Below are 21,155 nucleotides of genomic sequence, written 5' to 3' on the forward strand. Positions count from 1 at the left end.
GAGAAGGAGGGCGACGAGATCAAGTACCACGTTTCGAGGTCCAGAAGCGGGACGAGTGGGGCATCCCCAGCGAGCACCGCGCCACGGTGTCCAGCTGCGGGCGGAACGACGGAAGCGGGCGTGGCAACCCGCGAGGACGACGCGGGTCGCGGAGCCCTCCTGAAGAAGCTGGCCCTCTGGACCGGACTCGCCCTCTGCATCGCCTTCATCGCCTGGGTGGCCTGGGGATTCCTCGAGTTCGACCACGACATCGACAACCCCCGTGAGGGCGGCTTCTCCGGCTGGCAATGCGACGCCGGCCAGGACTGCGGTTCCTGAGGACACGCCTCCCTCGGTCCGTCGAACACAACCTCCGCAACGCCGGGCTACGACCCAACTCCTGGGGCAGCGACGGCAGTTGAGCAACCCTTCTACGTAGGATGATCCCACTTGCCTAGGTCAGTGTTTCGCAAAGCCAGGTACGGCGCGGGGAGCCCCGTACAAGACGATTGGGTAGCCAGTGATTCTGAAAACGTTCGGCTGGTCGTTCGCGGTCACCGCGCTCGGCCTGGTCGCGGCGGTGTTCTACGGGGGGTGGACCGGCTTCGGGATCGTGGCGATCCTGTCCATCCTCGAGATCTCGGTGTCCTTCGACAACGCCGTGGTCAACGCCGGGATCCTGAAGAAGATGAATGCCTTCTGGCAGAAGATCTTCCTCACCATCGGCATCCTGATCGCGGTCTTCGGCATGCGCCTGGTCTTCCCGGTCGTGATCGTCGCCATCAGCGCCAAGATCGGCCCGATCGAAGCGGTACGGCTCGCGCTCGACGACAAGGACAAGTACCAGCAGTTGGTGACCGACGCGCACCCGTCGATCGCCGCCTTCGGTGGCATGTTCCTGCTGATGATCTTCCTCGACTTCATCTTCGAGGACCGGGACATCAAGTGGCTCGGCTGGCTGGAGCGCCCGCTCGCCAAGCTCGGCAAGATCGACATGCTGTCCGTCTGCATCGCGCTCATCGTGCTGCTCGTCTCCGCGATGACCTTCGCCACCAACGCCCACCAGCACGGCGGCATCCACGCGGACAAGGCGGAGACCGTCCTGATCGCCGGCATCGCGGGCTTGATCACCTACCTGATCGTCGGCGGTCTCTCCGGCTACTTCGAGAACAAGCTCGAGGAAGAGGAGGAGCGCGAGCACGAGGCCGAGGAAGCGGCCAGGAGAAGCGGCAAGAAGGTCCCGGCGGTCGTGATGGCCGGAAAGGCCGCGTTCTTCATGTTCCTCTACCTGGAGGTCCTGGACGCGTCTTTCTCCTTCGACGGCGTCATCGCCGCCTTCGCGATCACCAACGACATCGTCCTGATGTCGCTCGGCCTCGGCATCGGCGCGATGTACGTGCGGTCGCTGACCGTGTACCTGGTCCGCCAGGGCACCCTCGACGACTACGTCTACCTGGAGCACGGCGCGCACTACGCGATCGGCGCCCTCGCCGTGATCCTGCTCGTCACCATCCGGTACGAGATCCACGAGGTCATCACGGGCCTCGTCGGCGTCGTCCTGATCGCCTGGTCCTTCTTCTCCTCGGTCCAGCGCAACCGCAGGCCGGCTGAATGAGCCCGGACGTTCTCAGTGGTCGAAGGCGGTCAAAGATCGCTTGATCCTGGCGCCGGTGGGTCCGGTGGGTCCGGTGGGGCTGTCCTTCATCTCCCGAGCATCGCGGAGGACGGCTTGGGGTGCGCCCGGCCCCAGCCAACCGCACCCGGAGCCACGCCAGTGGTTCCTCGGCCCGCCGGTATGCCGTCCATGACGTTCGGGGCCGGCTGAGCGCGTAGGCGTAGGAGGTTGTAGAGGTCGGGCTCAGTCCTGCCGCGTCCTTCCCCACCGACGAGGGCGACTTGCCCGCCGACGGGGACATTCCTGGTGTGGGAGGCCTGCCTGTCGACGGTGGCTCGACCGGTCCGTCGGGGGCGGCTTCTGGAGGGCCACGCCGTTCGACCTGCCCGACTCCGCCGAGCCGTTGACCGCGGTGACACAGAAGTCGTAGTTCCGGTTGCCAGGGAACAGGAAGGTGGTTACTCCGGTCAGTGGTGTCCGAGATGGACTCATCGGCCGTGAAGGACGCCGCCCGTGTAGTTGTTGCGCACCCGCGCGCGGTAGCCAGCCGCTTCCTTCGACCCCTTCCAGTTCCGGGCTCTCGGCCTCCGCCTTGTCGGCCGACAGGAGCGAGGCCGATGCGGTGCGGCGGTAGGCGCGTACGGCGGGGTGTGGTCAGGCTTCCTGCTGACACGAGCCTGCAGGCCCGGCCCCCGGGGACGCCCGGGCCGGCCCCTACGATGAGGCCATGAAGCGACATTCAGCAGGACACTGGCTCCAGGTTGTCGGCATCGGTCACGGGGCCATCGGCGCCGTGATCTACCGCGATGTGTTCGCCGACATGGTTCGCGGAAACCTTCTTGACTCCGTGCCCGACCGGGGCGATCGCGCCGCCGCCTTCTGGTTCATGGCCGCTGCGCCCGCCCTGTGGATGGGCGGCCGACTGCTCCGGTCCGCGGAGGAGCACAAGGACATCCCGGCCCAGCGCGCCGCGGGCGTCGTTCTGACCGCCGTCGGCGTGACGGGCACCGCAGTCATGCCAAAGAGCGGCTTCCCTACCCTGGTGGGGATCGGCGGCCTCCTGCTCCGCAGGTCGCTGCGCGGCTGAGCCGTTGTGTTTAAGGTCATCGTGCAGACCAGAGGAAGATGCCTGCGACGTGGAGTCCGGCCAGGTAGATGGTAGGTCTCGCGGTCGAAGGCCGGTGGCCTGCCGCCCCGGCTGCCGCGACGTAGCCGGTGGCTCCGCTGGTCGGCGGGGACGGGGATCACTGCGGGATTGCCGCGCTTGCGCAGGTGTTCGCGGATCGCGCGGGAGGAGTATGCCTTGTCGGCCAGAAGCAGGTCCGGCCTGGTGCGGGGCCGCCCTCGCCGGCGGGGAACGCGCAGGCGGGCCATGACGTCGGTGAAGGCAGGTGCGTCGCCGGCCTGGCCTGCGGTGAGCACGAACGCCAGAGGCCGGCAGCGGCCATCGGCCGCGAGGTGGACGCGGCTCGTCCACCAGCACCTCAGCTCGGTGCTCCAGGGAACGACGGCGCCACCGGAAGATCAAGTCCCGCGAGACGACGAACTCTTTGACCATGCGCCGTCTGCGGTCACGGTCAGCCCCAATGTCTCGCACGGAATCGGCCCTGCTCCACGTCCTCGACCCGCCCTAGGCTCATGAGTCGGTCCAGGTGCTGTACGGCCGTTCTGCGCTCGACCGGCCGCACGTGTGGACCTTCGACGTGGGGTCGGTAGACAAGGCGGTGTTCGACGATTTCCTCGATCGTGCGTGGCTCGCTGAGGAAGTCCAGGAGCGCCGCTTCGCGCTTCTCCACGACAGCGGCGAAGACGTCGAGCCGGTGGCGGAACTCCGCGGGGCCCTCGATCACGCCCTTCTGGTGGGAGGTGCCGTACCAGCGCGCGTCGATGTCACGGCAACGGCGCATGGAGGCCTCGTAGTCGGGGAGGTCGCTGCCGACGTCGCCGTAGTACGGGCCGAACGACGTCAGGTCGATGTCGGCGATGAACAGGAAGCCGTCCGGCTCGATCAGGAAGCCGCTGTGGCCTTCGGTGTGGCCGGGGAGGTGTACGACCGTCACCGTGCGCCCACCCAGATCGAACACCGTGCCGTCGTCGAATGCCTTCGCGTCGGCACGTCCCTGGACGTGGAACTGGTCGCGCATCGTCCGGTCGACCTCGTCCACGTCACCGGGCGGAAGGCCGTACCCGGCGACCAGCGTCGCGCGGGAGCGCAGCGCTTCGAGGTCGCCGCGATGGATGTGGACGGGTACGTCGTAGCTGCCGAGACCGGCGATGTGGTCCTCGTGCGCGTGGCTGACGAGGACCACGTCAGCCGGCGGCGCGGCCTCGACCAGCGACAGCGACGGGTCCACGACCAGCGATGCGGTGGTGCCGCGAACGAGGAGTGAGTTGCCGTACGGATAGGCGCCCTGTCGCGGGCCGACGAGCACGCTGACGCCGCCGTACTCGACCGCTGTGTATCCCGTGGCTGGCATGTCCGTGTCTTCACACCCTTCGATTCGGCATCCGGTCGTACGCCACCTGCCGCAGCGTCCTGCGCAAATGACGCCCTGCTCCATCATGGCCTTCGCCACCCTGAGGAACCCGGCCACGTTGACGCCGCGGACATAGTCGTCGGGGCTGCATCTCCAGCGCCGAGGTGGCCACGCCGCCCGCGTTGGCCGCCTTGCCTGGGCCGAAGAGGACCCCGGCCTCCCGGAACACCTGCACGGCCTCGCTTCCATGTCGGCACCGAGGACCTGGTCGCACCGCCCGGCGCTGCGCGTCGTACTGGCAGGAAGGCCGGGCGGTGGGCGCACCTGCGGCGAGTACCCCGTCGGCCACTTCGACGTCCACCAGGGCCCGTGGCAGCGGCGCGCGCTGGCCGGCCAGCTCGACTTCCTCACGCGCGCTCTCGGTCCGGCACCTCGGTAATCACGCCCGAGAAGTGACTTCCCCTTCGCAAGTGTTCTTCCCAAGAGTGTTTTCCCGCACTGCTTTTCCGAGCTGCCTTTCCCATCAAAGGGGATGAGATGAGCATGTACGACTACGTCATCGTCGGTGCCGGATCCGCGGGCTGTGTGCTCGCGGCACGGCTGTCGGAGGACCCCGGGGCGCGGGTGGCGTTGATCGAGGCGGGCGGCCCCGACGCCGCACAGGAGATCCATGTCCCGGCCGCCTTCCCGCAGTTGTTCAAGTCCGACGTCGACTGGGACCTCGACTCCGACCCGGAACCCGGGATCGGCGGGCGGCGGGCGTACCTGCCCCGGGGCAAGGTGTTCGGCGGCTCCAGCTCGATCAACGCCATGATCTACGTACGGGGCAACCGGACCGACTACGACGGCTGGGCCGCGGCCGGGGCGACCGGCTGGTCGTACGCCGATGTGCTGCCGTACTTCCGGCGCGCCGAGGACAACGAGCGCGGCGCGGACGAATTTCACGGCACGGGCGGCCCGTTGACGGTCAGCGAGGGCAGGTCCTCGCATCCGCTCTCGTCGGCGTTCGTGCGGGCCGCCGAGCAGGCCGGGCACAAGGCGAACGACGATTTCAACGGCGAGACGCAGTTCGGTGTCGGGCGCTATCAGCTCACCCAGCGCAACGGACTGCGCTGCAGCGCGGCGGTGGCCTATCTGCACCCGGCCCTCGAACGCCCCAACCTCACCGTGCTCTCCTCGGCCCGAGCTCACCGCGTGGTGGTGGAGGGCGGCCGGGCGACGGGCGTGGAGGTGGAGCGGGGCGGCACGGTCGAGGTGGTGCGCGCCGAGCGCGAGGTGATCCTTTCCGCGGGCGCCTACGAGACACCGAAGCTGCTGATGCTGTCCGGGATCGGCCCGGCCGCCGCCCTGTCCGCGTTCGGCATCGCCGTCGTACGCGATCTGCCGGTCGGGCAGGGCCTCCAGGACCACTACATGGCGCTGCTGAACTTCCGCACCGACGCCGAGTCGTTGATCGGCGCGGCCAGTGCGGACAACGCCGCGCTGTTGCAGAGCCAGGGACGCGGCCCGCTGACCTCGAACATCGGCGAGGCCGGGGGCTTCTTCCGCAGCCGGGACGAACTCGTCGCCCCCGACCTGCAGTTCCACGCCGCGCCGGTGCTGTTCCACCAGGAGGGGCTCGGCCCGGTCGCCGAGCACGGGTTCTCCTTCGGTCCGTGTGTGCTCGCCCCGACCAGCCGCGGCGCGGTGGCCCTGCGTTCACCGCGCCCGGACGTGGCGCCCCGGATCGTGCACAACTACCTGACGACGGCCGAGGACAGGGACGCGCTCGTCGCCGGCATCCGGATCGCCCTGGAGATCGCCGAGCAGCGGGCGGTGGCCGACCTCGTGACCGGGCCGTTCGACGTGCCGGCCACGGACTCCGACGCGGCGCTCCTGGCCTGGGCACAGCGGTCCGGGCAGACCCTGTACCACCCGACCTCGACCTGTGCCATCGGGTCGGTGGTCGACCCCGAACTGCGTGTGTACGACGTCGAGGGCCTGCGGATCGTCGACGCGTCCGTGTTCCCGGCGGTGCCGCGCGGGAACACCAACGCGCCCACGATCATGGCCGCGGAGAAGGCGGCCGACCTCGTCAAGGGAGCCGCGTGATGGCGACGTCCCTGCCCGCGACCGACCGGAGGTGAGCGCTCGACCGGGCCGTCGGTGACCTGGTCCGCGGCGAGACCGCCTGGGCCGCCTGCGGGCTGCGCCGACGGCGCGAGCTGCTGGAGCAAGGCGCACGCGGCGGGCAGCGACGACCGCGTCAGCGCGGCCCTCGCGTCGTACGCCGGAGCGGAACGCATCAGCGGCGGCCGGGTACTGCTCGAAAACCTCGACCCGGCCGCCCCCGGCCCGGCGCCGGCCTCCGAGTACTTCGCCCCGGTCCTCGCTGCCCTCGAACTCCCCGGTGACATACGGCAGTTCCTGGACGAGGCGGTCCGCATCGCGAACGAGCAGTTCACCGGCACGCCCGGTCTGAACCTGATCGCGCATCGCGGCACGATGGCCGCCGGGCCGTTCTGGGCCCGGCTCTCGACGAGGCGATCGCCGAACTCCGCTACGGCACGGTCGCGTTGAACGCGTGGACCGGCGTCGGCTATCTCACCGCGACCGCCACCTGGGGCGCCTTCCCGGGCCACACGCTCGACGACGTGCAGAGCGGCATCGGGGTGGATCGTCACCAACCGCACCGCGGCGAACACCGGACGGCTGCTCGCCGACTTCGCCGCCGCGCCCCGCTGGTCCGCGCTGCCGAGGATCTTCGCCTCCGTGCTGCGCGGCTGAAAACCGACACCCGGCCGCTAAGCTTCGGCTCGCCCGAAAAGGGAGAAACCATGACCATGACCGCAATCTAGAGGAGCCTGTCGGTGCATTCCTGGCTCTCCGAACGCCGTCGAGCGGGAGTGAGCAGCCTCGTCGCGGTCTGCGTGGCAGCGTTGTTCGGCCTCGTGCTCGTGTTCGACGACGGCACGGCGCCGTTCTCGGTGGTGGATGCGGGCGTGCTGGTGCTGCTCGCCTATCTCTTCACCTATCTCGTTGTCACGCTGCCCGCGTTCTCGACCGCTTCCGAGGAACGGATCCGCAGCTGGGCGGAGCGCAGCGCCCGGGGCACGGTGATGCAGCGCTACGTGCTGGGGACCGCGCCCGGGCCCGGGGTGTCGCTCTGCATCGCGGCGGCCGCGCTCGTGGTGGCCGTCGTGTGGCGCCCCGGGCACATCGGCTCGCAGTTTCCCGTCGAACCCCGGGTGGCGGCGGCGCTCACCCTCGTCGTCACCGCCTGGATCTGCGTGTGCGTGTCCTTCGCGGTCACCTTCCAGGCCGACAATCTGCTGGAGAACGAACGGGGCCTGGAGTTCCCCGGCGGCCAGTCCGCCGCCTGGGCCGATTACATCTATTTCGCCCTGTCGGTCATGACGACGTTCGGCACGACGGATGTCTCGGTGATCTCCCGCGAGATGCGACGAACGGTGGCGGCCAATTCGGCCATCGCGTTCGTCTTCAACACGGTGACGGTGGCCAGCCTGGTGGGCGCCCTCGACACCGGCTGACCGGGACGGACGATTGTAGTCCCGCTTGGTGACGTCCCAGAAACACCCTGCCCCTCTTGTGCCAGTCAGTCAGGAAGCAGTGCCACTCGGAATTTGACGTGCCTCAAGCCGTCGGAGCGGAGGAGAAGAACCGATCAATACGGCTCCAACTCCCCCGCTCCCAAACCAATGCCGTCAAGTCAGCACAGAAACCAGTCCCTTACGATCCGCTGAGCCCGGCGGCGTAGCTGATGCTCTTCAGCGGTTCGTCCCGACCATCGCCGGAACCGGCGTGGCGGTGGCGTCCAGGCTGCGCAGGATGTCCTCGACCCGCTGCTTGGCGTCGCCGAACAGCATCTGGCTGTTCTCTCGGAAGAACAGCGGATTCTGCACGCCCGCGTACCCGGGCGCCATGGAGCGTTTGAAGACCACGACCTGGGCCGCCTGCCACACGTGCAGGACCGGCATCCCGGCAATGGGACTGGCCGGGTCCTCGGCGGCGGCCGGGTTGACGGTGTCGTTGGCGCCGATGACCAGGACGACCGAGGTGGCGGCGAAGTCGTCGTTGATCTCGTCCATTTCCAGCACGATGTCGTACGGGACGTTGGCCTCGGCGAGCAGCACGTTCATGTGACCGGGCAGTCGGCCGGCGACGGGGTGGATGGCGAAGCGTACGTCGACGCCGCGCTCGCGCAGCTTGCGCGCCAACTCCGCGACGGGGTACTGGGCTTGGGCGACCGCCATCCCGTATCCCGGGGTGATGATCACCGAGGAAGCGTCCTGCAGGAGTTCGGCGGTTTCTTCCGCGCTGATCTCCTGGTGCTCCCCGTCCTCGCCACCGTCGCTCGCCACCACAGCGTCGCCCCCGAAGCCGCCCGCGATCACCGAGAGGAAGGAGCGGTTCATCGCCTTGCACATGATGTACGACAGGTAGGCGCCGGAGGAGCCGACCAGCGCACCGGTGACGATCAGCAGGTTGTTGGCGAGGAGGAAGCCGGAGGCGGCCGCGGCCCAGCCGGAGTAGCTGTTGAGCATCGAGACGACCACCGGCATGTCGCCGCCGCCGATGGAGGCGACCAGATGTGCGCCGAGGGCCAGCGCCACCACGGTGACCGCGATGAGCAGTCCCATGTGGGGGCGCGCGACGAACGCCACGGTGAGCACGGCGAACGCGGCGAGCGCGCCCAGGTTGAGGGCATGTCTGCCCCGAAGCATGAGCGGGCGGGACTTGATCCGCGCCGACAGCTTCAGGTAGGCGACGACGGAACCGGTGAACGTGACGGCGCCGATGAACACCCCGATGAACACCTCGGCGTGGTGGATGCGCAGCAGCGAGCCGGTGATCTCCTGCCCGGTGTGGCCCCCGGCATCGACGTCGAGGTAGCCGTTCCAGCCGACGAACGCGGCGGCGAGACCGACGAGGCTGTGCATGATGGCGATCAGTTCCGGCATGCCGGTCATCTCGACGACCCGGGCACGCCACAGTCCGATGCCTCCGCCGACGGCCGTGGCAACGGCGATCAGCACGAGACCGGTGGCGGTGATGCTCCGCGAGGCGAGACCGATGGTGGCGGCCAGGGCGATCACCATGCCCGCGATGCCCCAGACGACTCCCGAGCGGGAGGTCCGGTGCTGGGAGAGTCCGGCGAGGCTGAGGATGAACAGCAGCGCGGCGACGACGTATGCGGCCTCTGCGGCCGTGGCGGTGGTCATCCGTGATCAGCCTTTCGAGAACATGCCGAGCATGCGGCGGGTGACGGCGAATCCGCCGAAGACGTTGATGCTCGCCAGCAGGATCGCGGCGAAGGAGAGCACGGAGACCACGGTGTTTCCGTGCCCGATCTGCAGCAGGGCGCCGACCACGACGATCCCGGAGATCGCGTTGGTGACCGACATCAGCGGGGTGTGCAGTGCGTGGTGCACATGGCCGATGACGTAGAAGCCGATGACGATCGCCAGGACGAACACCGTGAAGTTGCCGATGAGTTGGGGCGGCGAGAATGCGGTCACCAGGAAGAGCGCGAGCGCTCCGGCACCGACGAGGACGTACCCCGACCGGGCGGAGCGGGTGGGCTTCGCCGCGGCGTCGGGGCCTGCGGCCGGTTCCGGGCCCTGCGCCGTTGTTGTGGGCGCTGCGGACACCTGCACGGGCGGCGGCGGCCAGGTCTTCTCGCCGTCGCGGACCACGGTCATCGAGCGCTGCACCACGTCGTCGAAGTCGAGGACGAGCCGGCCGTCCTTGCCAGGGGTCAGGAGTTTCATCAGGTTGGCGACGTTGGTGCCGTACAACTGCGACGCCTGGGCCGGAAGCCTGCCGGGCAGATCGGTGTAGCCGATGATCGTCACGTCGTTGTCGGTGACGACCGCTTTCCCGGCGACCGTTCCCTCGACGTTGCCGCCCTGTGCCGCTGCCATGTCGACGATCACGCTGCCGGGCTTCATCCGGGCGACATCCGCGGCGGTGATCAGCTTCGGGGCCGGCCTGCCCGGGATGAGCGCGGTGGTGATGACGACGTCGACGTCGGCGGCCTGCTCGGCGTACAGCTGTGCGGCGAGCCGGTTGTAGTCGTCCGAGGTGGCCTTGGCGTAGCCGTCGCCACCGGCCTCCTGTTCGGACCGGACGGCCAGGAACTCCCCGCCCAGCGAGCGCACCTGCTCGGCGACCTCGGGCCGGGGGTCGGTGGCGCGGACCACGGCGCCGAGGCTGCGCGCCGCGCCGATGGCCGCGAGCCCGGCCACTCCGGCGCCGGCCACCAGCACCTTGGCCGGCGGCACCTTGCCGGCGGCGGTCACCTGGCCGGTGAAGAAGCGGCCGAAGGCGTGTGCGGCCTCGACGACGGCCCGGTATCCGGCGATGTTCGCCATCGAGCTGAGGACGTCCAAGGACTGAGCGCGCGAGATGCGCGGGACGGCGTCCATGGCGAGCACGGTGATCGGCCGGCGGGCCAACTCCTCCACCAGTTCCGGGTGGAGGGCGGGTCCGATGAGCGCGATCAGGGTCGCTCCGTCACACAGTCGGCCGATCTCCTCGCTCGAGGGGCCGTTGACCTTCAGCACGATCTCGGCCGACCAGGGGTCGCCGAGACGGGCGCCCGCCTCCTCGTAGGCCGCATCCGAGAAGCGGGACAACTCTCCCGCTCCCGGTTCGACGACCACGTGGTATCCCAGCGCGACGAGTCGGGACACGGTGGCCGGCGTCGCCGCCACCCTGGTCTCCCCCGCAGTGCACTCGGCCGGTATCCCGACCCGTTGGGCTTCCAGTTCCGGTTCCCGTTCCGGTGGGGCCATCGTCTTCCTCTCTCGTCGTTGACGCCCTGGCGTCGGGCCTGTCCGTTCCGAGCCTCGTGCTTGTCCATCCTTCGGTGCCCGGATCTTTCGCGTGCGATCCTGTCGAAGGTTGTGCACACAGCCGCTCGTCGGGAAACCGAGGTTGATCCCCCGGTGCGACGGGATTGGTGACCATGCCCACCTCGACCTCGTGCCGAAGCGGCGGGCGGCGCCTGTGCCGTGGGTGAACGGCGCCGTGCCGCACCACCGTCGGACAAGACGCCGCCGGGCTCACTCGGCATGCCGTCACCAAGGCCATCGCTCACCTCGAAGGCGAACGCCGACACCACCGGCGGGCCTTCCAAACTCGTCGAGGACTGAGGTCACACTCGGGGGATGAGAGAACTCAAGGGTGTTGATGCCGGGACGCCGCATGCGCAGTTCCTGGCGACCGAGCACTGGGGTCTGCTGGCAACTCGTAGCATGACGTGGCAGGAGATCTTCAGCCGCACCGGGACGTATCTGACGGTGCTGTCGGCCGCGGTGGTGGCGCTCTCGCTGGTGGCCAACGCGGCCGGGTTCGGGTCCGAGTTCACGACGTTCGCGTTGCTGGTGCTGCCGGTCGTCCTGCTCGTCGGGTTCGGGACGTACTTCCGGCTGATCGAGGCGGACATCGAGGACACCTGGCTGATCATCGGCATGAACCGGCTGCGGCACGCGTACGTCGAGCTCGCACCGGAGCTCGAGCCGTACCTCATCGCGAGCCACCACGACGACCCGCCAGGGATCTGGACGACCTACAGCTTCCGCCGCCGGATCGGGGTGACGCACTGGCTGTCCGGCTCCCCTGTTGTCGTCGGCCTCATCAACTCCTTCGTCACCGCCGTTCTGGCCGCGGTGGTATGCGAGGCAGCCGGCGCCGGGGACGTCCTGCGGACCCTGGTCGCCTCCGCCACGGCCATCGTGTCCGCGGTCGTCCTCGGGTTCCTCGGCCTGCGCAAGGTGCACGAGGTATCCCGCAGCTATGAGCCGCGCTTCCCCAGTGACGAAGCACGACGGTCTGCGGATTGAGGCGGCCGGGGCCCTGGTCGCAGCAACGTGTGGATCCTTGGCGGCTGTGAGCCCGGCTGCGGATGGTCCTCGGGCGAGGCCAGGTCACCTGCGCGAGTGTTCGCCCCGGGCGTCACCGCCTGTCTTGGCCCCGTGCAGCGCATGCATGGCGCGCGCCGTTCCGGGCAGCGTGGTGGCCGCAGCCCGTTCCCGTGCCGCTTGCTCCGGGTGCCTGCGCTGCCAGTAGGGATTGTCGTGCGAGAGCTTGCTGGAGACGCGGCCGTACATGCCGAAGGTCGCGATGACCAGGCCCATGACGAAACTGAAGATCACGTTGGTCATGCCGAAGTCGAGGATGTTTGCGGCGCGGTCCAGCACGAAGATGTGGGCAAAGCCGCTCAGGACGAAGAGTGAGCCCACCGCCATGTTGAGCGTGGAGGCGAAGTTGCCGCCGATCGCCGCTCCGGCGAGCAGGGCGAGACCCACGACGGTGGAGAGGACGCTGAGGGCGACGTTGGTGGACATGCCCGCGATCGTGTCGCCCGCCGTGTCGAGGGGGCTCAAGGCGTCGGCGAAGCCGAGGGCGCCGAAGGCCAGCAGGATGAGCCCGCAGAGACCGGCACCGTAGCGGTAGACGGTCGCCAGGTGATGATCGACCGGGAGTTCATCTCGTAGCTTCATGCCCCCGTTTCGCGAGTTACGGCAGGTACGGATGCGGTTCCCGGGTCCGCGACGGGTGGCTATGGCGGTCGGGTGTCCGGGCCCTGACGCACGAGGACGAGTTCACGGTTCATCTCGGCCAGGAACCGGACGACGACCGTCAGTTCGGCGGCGGTGAAGCGGCCTCGCGCGGTCTCGGTGCTGTGGGCCAATGGGCGGAAGTAGTCCCTGGCCAGGCCTTTGGCCGCCTCCGCGTAGTGCAGATGGACCACGCGGCGGTCGTCGACGGCCCGGACCCGCTGGATGTGGCCGGCTCTTTCCAATCGGTCGATGCAGGCCGTGACGGCGCCGGACGTCAGGTTGAGCTGCTGGCGCAGTCGGCCGGGCGTCATAGGGCCGTCGTCGGGGTCCGCGTCCAGGACGGCGATCAGCGCCTGCACGTCGGTCAGGTGCAGCCCCTGGGACTGGGCGAACTCCTGCGCGATGCGGTTGAACTCGCCGTTCATCCGGCGCAGCAGGACGGCGAAGGACTGCAACCCTGTCGGGTCGTCCGCCGGAAGGGGTGGGGAGGGCATGCCGGGACCGCTCATGCATGCAGTATAAGATCACTCAATGATTGAGATACTTAATCGCTGACTTATTCGACTATTGCTTGGGATGCTGATGACAGCCGCACCGCGCTGGGCCCGGTGGCTCATACCCCTCGTTCTGTTGCTCGTCTGGCTGGGCATCGGCGGCACGCTCGGCCCCTACGCGGGCAAGCTGGGCGAGGTGGCCACCAACGACCAGGCCGCGTTCCTGCCGCAGAGTGCCGAGTCCACCAAGGTGCTCAAGGCCCGAGAGGCGTTCGATCAGTCCGAGACCCTGCCGGCGATCGTCGTCTGGACCGCGGACGGCGACCGCATCACCGCGGCGCAGCAGACCGCCGCCACCCGAGCCATGGGCGCGCTCGCCGGAGAGCCCGGTGTCGTGGGCCGCCCGTCGCCCGCTCTCCTCTCCGACGACCGCCGGGCGATCCAGGCCGTCGTCCAGCTGGAACCCGACCTGGGCGCGGATCTGCCCTTGGCCCTCGATGCGGTGCGCGAGGCAGCGCAGGGTGTCCCGGGTGCGGCGGCGCAGATCGCCGGTCCGGCTGCCAGCCAGGCCGATCTGTCGGACGCGTTCGCGGGCATCGACGGGCTGCTGCTGGGTGTGGCCCTCGGCGCCGTACTGCTGATCCTGCTGCTCGTCTACCGAAGCGTTCTGCTGCCGTTCCTGATCATCCTCGGCTCCGTCTTCGCGCTGGGACTTGCCTGTGCCGTGGTCTACGCGCTGGCCGAACGGGACGTCGTCCGGGTCGACGGGCAGGTCCAGGGCATCCTGTCGATCCTGGTGATCGGCGCCGCCACCGACTACGCCCTGTTGCTGGCCGCGCGCTTCCGCGAGGAACTCGCCGTGCACGGAGACCGGGCCGCGGCCGCGATGGCCGCGGTGCGCCGCTCATTCGGTGCGATCACGGCCAGCGCCGCCACGGTGGCGCTCGGTCTGCTGGCGCTTCTGGCCAGTGACCTGACGAACAACCGGGCCCTCGGGCCGGTCGGTGCCATCGGCATCGTGTGCGCCGTTCTCTCCACGCTCACGTTCCTGCCGGCGGTGCTGGCGCTGCTGGGCCGTACCGCGTACTGGCCGTCGCGGCCGAAGCCGACGGCCCAGTCCGCGCAGGGCAGCGGTGTGTGGCGCAGGGTTGCCGCAACGGTGGACGGCCGGCCGCGTCGGGTGTGGCTGATGACCGCGCTTGTGCTGGCCGTCTTCGCGGCCTTCTCGCCTTCCCTGTCCGCCAAGGGCGTACCTCTTGACGAGATCTTCGTGAACGACGCGCCCTCGGTCGCCGCTCAGGAGGAGCTCGGCGAGCACTTCCCCGGCGGGTCCGGCAACCCCGCTGTGATCATCACCGACGCCAACCGCACCGCCGAGGTGACGGCTGCCGCCGAGGACACCGAGGGCGTGGCGGCGGCCGGCGCGGTTTCCGCATCCGGACGGCCGGGGGCAGGCGAAACCCTCGTCGTCGACGGGCGTGTGCGGATCGACGCCACGCTGGAGGCCGCCGCGGACAGCGACACGGCGAAGGCGACGGTCGAGCGGCTGCGCGAGAACGTGCACGCGGTCTCCGGGGCCGGCGCGCTGGTCGGCGGATACACGGCGCAGCAGTACGACACACAGCAGACTTCAGCCCGGGACCGGACGGTCATCGTGCCGGTCGTGCTCGCCATCATCCTGCTGATCCTGATGCTGCTGTTGCGCTCCCTGCTCGTACCCGTCCTGCTGGTCGCGACCGTCGCGCTCAACTTCCTGGCGACGCTGGGGGTGTCGGCGCTCGTCTTCGAGCATCTCCTCGGGTTCAGCGGCACGGACGCGTCGGTTCCGTTGTACGGCTTCGTCTTTCTGGTGGCGCTCGGCGTCGACTACAACATCTTCCTGATGTCCCGGGTGCGGGAGGAGGCGCTCGTGCACGGCAGTCGGCAGGGAGTGCTGCGCGGGCTGACCACGACCGGCGGAGTGATCACCTCCGCGGGTGCGGTGCTCGCCGCGACCTTCGCGGCCCTGATGGTGATTCCCCTGGCGTTCCTGGTCCAGATCGCATTCATCGTCGCCTTCGGTGTTCTCCTGGACACCCTCGTGGTCCGCTCACTGCTGGTACCCGCCCTGGTGATCGACATCGGGCGCCGGGCGTGGTGGCCCAGCGACCTGGCCCGACACGGCCCCGGACCTGACGAGGCCCTGGCGAGGCACCCTGCGTAGGTGCGGCCGGCGTGCTGACACCCCGGCCCGCGTCTAGCGTGGGCCGGGTCGGCGCCGCCGCGGAGAGGAGTCGTTCCATGCCGGTCCCTCAGAGCCCGCTGCATGGTCGGACCGCCGTCGTGACCGGCGCCGCGCGCGGCCTCGGGGAAGCGATGGCCCAGGAGCTGAGCCGCCGGGGCGCGAGGGTGGCGCTGCTCGGCCGTGAGGAGCGGACCCTCGCCCAGGTGAGGGACGCACTTCCGGGCGTGTCCGAGTGCTGGGAGGTCGATGTCACCGACGAGCACGGGATGGCTCGCGCCGCTGGCGAGATCCGTGCGCGTTTCGGACCCACCTCAGTGGTGGTCGCCAACGCGGGGGTTGCCGAGGGCGGTCCATTCGCCGAGGCAGATCTCTCGACCTGGCGTCGGGTGGTCGAGGTGAACCTCATCGGCAGTGCCGTCACAGCGCGGACCTTCCTGGCGGACCTGCTGAAGACACGGGGCTACCTTCTCCAAGTCGCCTCACTCGCATCCATCGGGGCCTCGCCCATGATGAGCGCCTACTGCGCGTCGAAGGCAGGAGTCGAGTCGTTCGCCCACGCGCTGCAGGCGGAAGTCGCCCACCAGCACGTGGGCGTGGGAATCGCCTACATCAACTGGACGGACACGGACATGGTCCGCGACGCCGACGCGCACGCGGTGCTGCGGGAGTTGCGCGGCCACATGCCGCCGCCGGCACGCAAGGTGTATCCGGTTGCGTACGTGGCCGGACGGCTGGTCACCGCGGTCGAGCGCCGCCGACCGTCGGTCTACGTGCCCGGTTGGCTGCGCTGTACCCAGCTGGTGCGGGCGGCGATGCCGCCGGTTGTCACGAGGCTGTCGCGACGTGAACTGCCGCGCCTGGCCGCCCATGAGCCGTTCACGGCCACGGGGCTGCTCGGTGCCGGAGGGCACGCCGACCAAGCGGCGAGTGCCGATGCTTCGCCCGGTTGAACGCCCGGTCGGCAGCGTCGTGCATCCGTCGACGGCGCCGCGTGCGAAGTGGTCATGTGAGGCCGGCGGATCGGGCCGGCGTCCGTCCCGTTCGCAGGAGGCGCATGAAGGTGGCGATGGGTGTGGCGGACAAGACGGGCAGCGGACAACACCGCGGCGCCGAAGCTTGGTTGTGGCGCTTTAGTGCCGCCGCGCCGGGGCCGGGTCGAGGAGGAGTCGATGGTGGAGACATCCGGACAGCCGACCGTGAAGCCGCTGAACTGCCTGGTCACCGGGGCCTCCGGGTACATCGGCGGGCGTTTGGTCCCTGAACTGCTGCGGGCCGGCCACCGAGTCAGGTGTCTGGCCCGATCCCCCGGCAAGCTTCGCGACCATCCCTGGGCCGCGGACGTCGAGACGGTTCAGGGCGACGTCACGGACCAGGGTTCCGTAGCCTCCGCCATGCGCGGGATCGACGTCGCGTACTACCTGGTGCACGCTCTCGGGTCCGGTCGTGGTTTCGAGGACACCGACCGCACAGCGGCCCGCAACTTCGCCGAGCAAGCGCACGCCCTGGGGGTCCGGCGGATCGTGTACTTGGGCGGGCTCACCCCGAAGGACGTTCCCGAACGGTCTCTCTCCCCGCATCTGCGCTCGCGGGCCGAGGTGGGACGTATCTTCCTCGACGCTCCTGTGCCCGCCACCGTGCTGCGGGCGGCCGTCGTCATCGGCTCGGGCTCGGCGTCGTTCGAGATGCTGCGCTATCTGACCGAGCGGCTTCCGCTCATGGTCACTCCCAGCTGGGTTCACACCCGCACTCAGCCGATCGGCGTACGGGACGTGCTGCGGTACCTGGTCGCTTCGGCATCCATGCCGGACGACGTCGACCGGGCCTTCGACATCGGTGGGCCGGACGTCCTGACGTACCGCGAGATGATGCGCCGCTACGCCGTCGTCGCAGGGCTGCGACGGCGACTCATCGTGCCGGTGCCGGTGCTCACCCCGCGGCTGTCCAGTCACTGGGTCGGCCTGGTCACGCCGGTGCCCGCCTCGATCGCCAGGCCCCTGACGGAGTCGCTGCGTCATGAAGTCGTATGCAACGAGCACGACATCGACCGGTACGTGCCCGACCTTCCCGGCCGGCCACTGCCCTTCGACGAGGCGCTTGCGCTGGCCCTGCGCAGGGTGCGGGAGGCGCAAGTCGTCACGCGCTGGTCGTCCGCCGCCGTACCCGGGGCGCCCAGCGACCCGCTGCCCACCGACCCGGACTGGGCAGGCGGCAGCCTCTACCTGGACGAAAGGCAACTCACTCTCGACGCGTCCGGGGAATCACTGTGGAAGGTGATCGAGGGCATCGGCGGCGACAACGGCTGGTACTCCTTCCCCCTGGCCTGGGCGGTCCGGGGCTGGCTGGACCGGTTCGTCGGCGGGGTCGGCCTGCGCCGCGGACGACGCGACGCCGAACGCCTGCGGGTGGGCGACTCCCTGGACTTCTGGCGGGTCGAGGAGATCGAGCCGGGCCGGCTGCTGCGGCTGCGGGCGGAGATGCGGCTCCCGGGCCTGGCATGGCTGGAGATGTACGCGGCGACGGACGAGGAGGGCCGCACCCGCTACCGGCAGCGCGCCTTGTTCCACCCCCGCGGGCTGCTTGGCCACGCCTACTGGTGGTCCGTGTCGCCGTTCCACGCGATCGTCTTCGGGGGTATGGCCCGCAACATCACCCGAGCCGCAGCGAAGGGCATGAGCGCACGGCGGGCAACCTCTCACCCGGACCGCATCCGTACTGCGCGCCGCGACGGAAGAAGCGGGCAGTGACATTCGGCACCGGATCGCTTTCTCGGGAGAATCGCCATGACCGTCGCGGTCGTCTTGTTCACCTCGGACCTGCGTCTGCATGACCATCCACCGCTGCGCGCAGCCCTCGCGGCGGCCGATGAGGTGGTACCGCTGTTCGTCCGTGATCCGGGGGTGCACGCGGCCGGTTTCGACGTGCCCAACCGCAGCGCCTTCCTCGCCGACTGCCTGACCGACCTCGACGCCTCGCTGCGCCGACGCGGCGGCAGGCTCGTCGTGCGCAAGGGGCCGGTCGCTCAAGAGGTCTGCTCGGTCGCCGCGGAGTCTGAGGCGACCGAGGTGCACATGGCCGCAGGCGTCACCGGATACGCCCACCGGCGGGAGGAGCAGCTTCGGGACGGTCTGCGCGCACAGGGCGTGGCGCTGCGCGTGCACGACACGGTGGTCACGGCTGTAGCCCCGGGTGCTGTGACGCCGGCCGGCTCCGATCACTTCGCCGTGTTCACCCCGTACTTCCGCAAGTGGTCCCAGGAGCGGCTCAGGGACATCTGTCCGGCGCCGCGCGCCGTGCACGTCCCTGACGCAGTGCAGGGCGAGCCGCTGCCTTCCCGCGACGAGCTGTCCGGTGTCTCGCCGGGTCTGCCCACCGGAGGGGAGGCGGCGGGACGCGACCGGTTCAACCGGTGGGCCCGCAGGGATCTGTCCGAGTACGCGGACCGGCACGACGATCTGGCGGGCGACGCCACCTCCAGACTGTCGCCCTACCTGCACTTCGGTGCCCTCTCCCCCGTGGAACTCGTCCAGCGGGCCCGCGAACGCGGCGGGGCGGGGGCGGACGCGTTCGTACGGCAGCTGTGCTGGCGCGACTTCCACCATCAGGTTCTGGCAGCGCGCCCCGACGCCTCCGGGCGGGACTACCGGACCCGAAACGACGAATGGCGGACCGAGAAGGAGGCGGCCGAGGACATCGCCGCCTGGCGGGACGGCCGCACCGGCTACCCGATCGTCGACGCGGCCATGCGCCAGCTGCGCCACGAGGGCTGGATGCACAACCGGGGGCGTCTGCTGGTGGCGAGTTTCCTGACCAAGACTCTGTACGTGGACTGGCGGATCGGCGCCCGTCACTTCCTGGACCTGCTGGTGGACGGCGACGTCGTCAACAACCAGCTCAACTGGCAGTGGGTCGCCGGAACCGGCACCGACACCCGCCCCCACCGCGTCCTCAATCCGGTGGTTCAGGGCAAACGCTTCGATGCGGGGGGAGGCTACGTGCGTCGTTGGGTGCCGGAACTGCGGGACGTGGCGGACACCCATGTCCATGAGCCCTGGCGGATGCCTGAGGAGGAGCGGTCGCAGGTGGACTATCCGCAGCCGCTGATCGATCTCGGGGACGGACTGGCACGGTTCAAACGCGCGCGCGGCCGGGACTGACGGCGGGAGCGCCTCATGCACTGGCTTTTCGGCGATCAGCTCGGTCCGCACTTCCTGCGCCCCTCCGAGGACAGCGGCCTCGGCCGTGACTCGCCGCTGCTGATGATCGAGGCCCGGTCGGTGTTCCGGCGCCGGCGCTTCCACCGGGCCAAGGCCCACCTGGTCCTCTCCACCATGCGTCACCGGGCGGCCGAACTCGGCGACCGGGTCAAGTACGTCCGCTGCGACACCTACCGGGAAGGACTGGCCCGAGCTTCGGGCAACGACCCGCTGACCGTCCACCACCCGACCTCGCACGCCGCGGTGCGGCTGGTGCGCTCGGTGTCTCACGTCAGGATGGGGCCTGCGCGCGGATTCCTGGTGCCGATGGACGCCTTCGCCGGATGGGCGGACGCACAAGGCGGCAAGAGTCTGCGTCAGGAGAGCTTCTACCACTGGGTCCGGCGCGAACATGACCTGCTGATGGACGGCGACCAGCCTGCCGGAGGCCGGTGGAACCTCGATCACGACAACCGGCAGCCTCCGCCCCGCGACGCCACCGTCCTGCCGGTCGGCCGTCCCTACCGCCCCCGCGAAGACGACATCGACGACGAGGTCCGCCACGACCTCGACCGCTGGGAGAAGGACGGCGACGTGTCCTTCGTCGGCCGGGACGGGCCACGCCTCTTTCCCGCGACCCGCACCGAGGCCCGGGCAGCCCTGCGCCGGTTCGTGGAACACCGGCTCGGCACGTTCGGGCCGTTCGAGGACGCCATGCTCGCCGCCGACCCCGTCATGAGCCACAGCCTGCTGTCGTCCTCGCTCAACCTCGGCCTGCTCGATCCCGCCGAGTGCGTGGAGCAGGCGGAGTCGGCGTGGCGCGAAGGACGGGCTCCGCTGAACAGCGTGGAGGGCTTCGTCCGGCAGATCGCCGGCTGGCGGGAGTACGTGTGGCAGTTGTACTGGCACTTCGGCGAGAACTACCGGCACTCCAACACGCTGCACCACACCGCCCCGCTGCCCGGCTGGTGGAACGACCTGGACGCGGACGACGTACGCGCGCACTGCCTGCGCACGGTCCTGTCCCAGGTACGCGACACGGGCTGGACCCATCACATCCCGCGGCTGATGATCCTCGGCAGTTACGCCCTGCAGCGCGGCTGGGATCCGGCCGCGGTCACGGACTGGTTCCACCGGTGCTTCGTCGACGGCTACGACTGGGTGATGGTGCCCAACGTCGTCGGCATGTCCCAGTACGCCGACGGCGGGCGTATGACCACGAAGCCGTACACGTCCGGTGGTGCCTATGTGAACCGGATGAGCGACCTGTGCGGGCCGTGCGCCTACCGTCCCGGGGACCGTACGGGCGCACACGCCTGCCCCTACACCGCGGGCTACTGGGCCTTCCTCGACCGGCACCGTTCCCGGCTGGAGCACAACCACCGCATGGCCCAGCCCGTGCGCGGGCTGGACCGCCTGGCCGACCTCGACGAAATCCGGCGTCAGGAGCGGTCGCGCGGCGACACCCCGCCATAGGGGCGCACGGCCCGTGGGTGGTGGTCCCCGGGCACAGCCCCGTCCCGCAGAGCAGAAACCGGCGCATCCACATCCGTCACGACGGCAGAAGTACTGGCGTGCAGGTGACGGAGAGTGAAAGGGACCGCGC

Annotated in this window: 19 protein-coding genes and 2 pseudogenes; 14 read left to right on the forward strand and 7 right to left on the reverse strand. The window is 69.6% G+C overall.

Features of this window, described 5'->3' with window-relative positions; genetic code table 11:
- Window positions 1-120: 120 nt before the first annotated feature.
- The 3 genes from ACZ7M7_RS40635 (at window position 121) to ACZ7M7_RS40645 (ending at window position 2,681) form a co-directional block, all read left to right on the forward strand.
- Window positions 121-318, forward strand: a complete 198-nt coding sequence (locus tag ACZ7M7_RS40635; protein ID WP_472126014.1) for a hypothetical protein — start codon at window positions 121-123, stop codon at window positions 316-318.
- A gap of 181 nt (window positions 319-499) precedes the next feature.
- On the forward strand, window positions 500-1,594 hold the full coding sequence (locus tag ACZ7M7_RS40640) for a DUF475 domain-containing protein (protein WP_383611704.1): 1,095 nt from the start codon (window positions 500-502) through the stop codon (window positions 1,592-1,594).
- A gap of 727 nt (window positions 1,595-2,321) precedes the next feature.
- Window positions 2,322-2,681, forward strand: coding sequence for a DUF6463 family protein (locus ACZ7M7_RS40645; protein WP_472126017.1), 360 nt, complete (start codon window positions 2,322-2,324; stop codon window positions 2,679-2,681).
- Window positions 2,682-2,707: 26 nt separating this feature from the next.
- Here the strand turns inward: ACZ7M7_RS40645 and ACZ7M7_RS40650 are convergent.
- The 3 genes and pseudogenes from ACZ7M7_RS40650 to ACZ7M7_RS40660 form a co-directional block, all read right to left on the reverse strand.
- Window positions 2,708-3,067, reverse strand: a pseudogene (locus ACZ7M7_RS40650) (transposase); the annotation flags it as partial.
- Window positions 3,068-3,171: 104 nt separating this feature from the next.
- Window positions 3,172-4,071 (reverse strand): MBL fold metallo-hydrolase, encoded by a 900-nt coding sequence (locus tag ACZ7M7_RS40655; RefSeq protein ID WP_472126092.1) that lies wholly within the window; start codon window positions 4,069-4,071, stop codon window positions 3,172-3,174.
- Between the two features lie 66 nt (window positions 4,072-4,137).
- Window positions 4,138-4,351 (reverse strand): annotated as a pseudogene (locus ACZ7M7_RS40660) (NADP-specific glutamate dehydrogenase); the annotation flags it as partial.
- Between ACZ7M7_RS40660 and ACZ7M7_RS40665 the strand changes: the two are divergent.
- The 5 genes from ACZ7M7_RS40665 to ACZ7M7_RS40685 all read left to right on the forward strand — a co-directional run bounded on the left by ACZ7M7_RS40665 (window position 4,319) and on the right by ACZ7M7_RS40685 (window position 7,601).
- Window positions 4,319-4,510, forward strand: a complete 192-nt coding sequence (locus ACZ7M7_RS40665) for a hypothetical protein (RefSeq protein ID WP_472126099.1) — start codon at window positions 4,319-4,321, stop codon at window positions 4,508-4,510. The pseudogene ACZ7M7_RS40660 and the gene ACZ7M7_RS40665 overlap by 33 nt on opposite strands.
- Before the next feature lie 98 nt (window positions 4,511-4,608).
- Window positions 4,609-6,162: a GMC family oxidoreductase gene (locus tag ACZ7M7_RS40670; RefSeq protein WP_472126020.1), complete on the forward strand. Its 1,554-nt coding sequence runs from the start codon at window positions 4,609-4,611 to the stop codon at window positions 6,160-6,162.
- Between the two features lie 54 nt (window positions 6,163-6,216).
- Window positions 6,217-6,630 (forward strand): hypothetical protein, encoded by a 414-nt coding sequence (locus tag ACZ7M7_RS40675; RefSeq protein ID WP_472126023.1) that lies wholly within the window; start codon window positions 6,217-6,219, stop codon window positions 6,628-6,630.
- A complete protein-coding gene (locus ACZ7M7_RS40680; RefSeq protein ID WP_472126026.1) occupies window positions 6,627-6,908 on the forward strand; it encodes a hypothetical protein in 282 nt (93 codons plus the stop codon). The genes ACZ7M7_RS40675 and ACZ7M7_RS40680 overlap by 4 nt, the downstream gene beginning before the upstream one ends.
- Before the next feature lie 48 nt (window positions 6,909-6,956).
- Entirely contained in the window at window positions 6,957-7,601 is a 645-nt protein-coding gene (locus ACZ7M7_RS40685; RefSeq protein ID WP_472126030.1) for a DUF1345 domain-containing protein, read from the forward strand.
- A 237-nt stretch (window positions 7,602-7,838) separates the two neighbouring features.
- Here ACZ7M7_RS40685 and pntB read toward each other — a convergent pair whose 3' ends face one another.
- Window positions 7,839-9,293: a Re/Si-specific NAD(P)(+) transhydrogenase subunit beta gene (gene pntB / locus ACZ7M7_RS40690; RefSeq protein WP_472126033.1), complete on the reverse strand. Its 1,455-nt coding sequence runs from the start codon at window positions 9,291-9,293 to the stop codon at window positions 7,839-7,841.
- A gap of 6 nt (window positions 9,294-9,299) precedes the next feature.
- Window positions 9,300-10,868: a Re/Si-specific NAD(P)(+) transhydrogenase subunit alpha gene (locus ACZ7M7_RS40695; RefSeq protein ID WP_472126036.1), complete on the reverse strand. Its 1,569-nt coding sequence runs from the start codon at window positions 10,866-10,868 to the stop codon at window positions 9,300-9,302.
- Between the two features lie 375 nt (window positions 10,869-11,243).
- Here ACZ7M7_RS40695 and ACZ7M7_RS40700 point away from each other — a divergent pair, with 375 nt between their 5' ends.
- Window positions 11,244-11,918 (forward strand): hypothetical protein, encoded by a 675-nt coding sequence (locus ACZ7M7_RS40700; RefSeq protein WP_472126039.1) that lies wholly within the window; start codon window positions 11,244-11,246, stop codon window positions 11,916-11,918.
- 84 nt (window positions 11,919-12,002) lie between these two features.
- Here ACZ7M7_RS40700 and ACZ7M7_RS40705 read toward each other — a convergent pair whose 3' ends face one another.
- On the reverse strand, window positions 12,003-12,578 hold the full coding sequence (locus ACZ7M7_RS40705) for a DUF4383 domain-containing protein (protein ID WP_472126042.1): 576 nt from the start codon (window positions 12,576-12,578) through the stop codon (window positions 12,003-12,005).
- Window positions 12,579-12,637: 59 nt separating this feature from the next.
- Window positions 12,638-13,147: a MarR family winged helix-turn-helix transcriptional regulator gene (locus tag ACZ7M7_RS40710; protein WP_383611731.1), complete on the reverse strand. Its 510-nt coding sequence runs from the start codon at window positions 13,145-13,147 to the stop codon at window positions 12,638-12,640.
- Window positions 13,148-13,220: 73 nt separating this feature from the next.
- On the opposite strand from ACZ7M7_RS40710, the gene ACZ7M7_RS40715 reads away from it, so the two are divergent.
- The 5 genes from ACZ7M7_RS40715 to ACZ7M7_RS40735 all read left to right on the forward strand — a co-directional run bounded on the left by ACZ7M7_RS40715 (window position 13,221) and on the right by ACZ7M7_RS40735 (window position 21,025).
- Window positions 13,221-15,335: an MMPL family transporter gene (locus tag ACZ7M7_RS40715; RefSeq protein ID WP_472126045.1), complete on the forward strand. Its 2,115-nt coding sequence runs from the start codon at window positions 13,221-13,223 to the stop codon at window positions 15,333-15,335.
- Between the two features lie 77 nt (window positions 15,336-15,412).
- Entirely contained in the window at window positions 15,413-16,306 is an 894-nt protein-coding gene (locus ACZ7M7_RS40720; RefSeq protein ID WP_472126048.1) for an SDR family oxidoreductase, read from the forward strand.
- A 219-nt stretch (window positions 16,307-16,525) separates the two neighbouring features.
- Complete coding sequence (locus tag ACZ7M7_RS40725) at window positions 16,526-18,100, forward strand: SDR family oxidoreductase (protein ID WP_472126050.1); 1,575 nt, start codon at window positions 16,526-16,528, stop codon at window positions 18,098-18,100.
- A gap of 36 nt (window positions 18,101-18,136) precedes the next feature.
- Window positions 18,137-19,510 (forward strand): cryptochrome/photolyase family protein, encoded by a 1,374-nt coding sequence (locus ACZ7M7_RS40730; protein ID WP_472126052.1) that lies wholly within the window; start codon window positions 18,137-18,139, stop codon window positions 19,508-19,510.
- A gap of 15 nt (window positions 19,511-19,525) precedes the next feature.
- The gene (locus ACZ7M7_RS40735; RefSeq protein WP_472126055.1) at window positions 19,526-21,025 is read left to right on the forward strand and encodes a cryptochrome/photolyase family protein; all 1,500 of its coding nucleotides are present in this window, start codon (window positions 19,526-19,528) and stop codon (window positions 21,023-21,025) included.
- The last annotated feature ends 130 nt before the right edge of the window (window positions 21,026-21,155 follow it).

It is taken from the genome of Streptomyces sp. NPDC111606 (genome assembly GCF_055656945.1).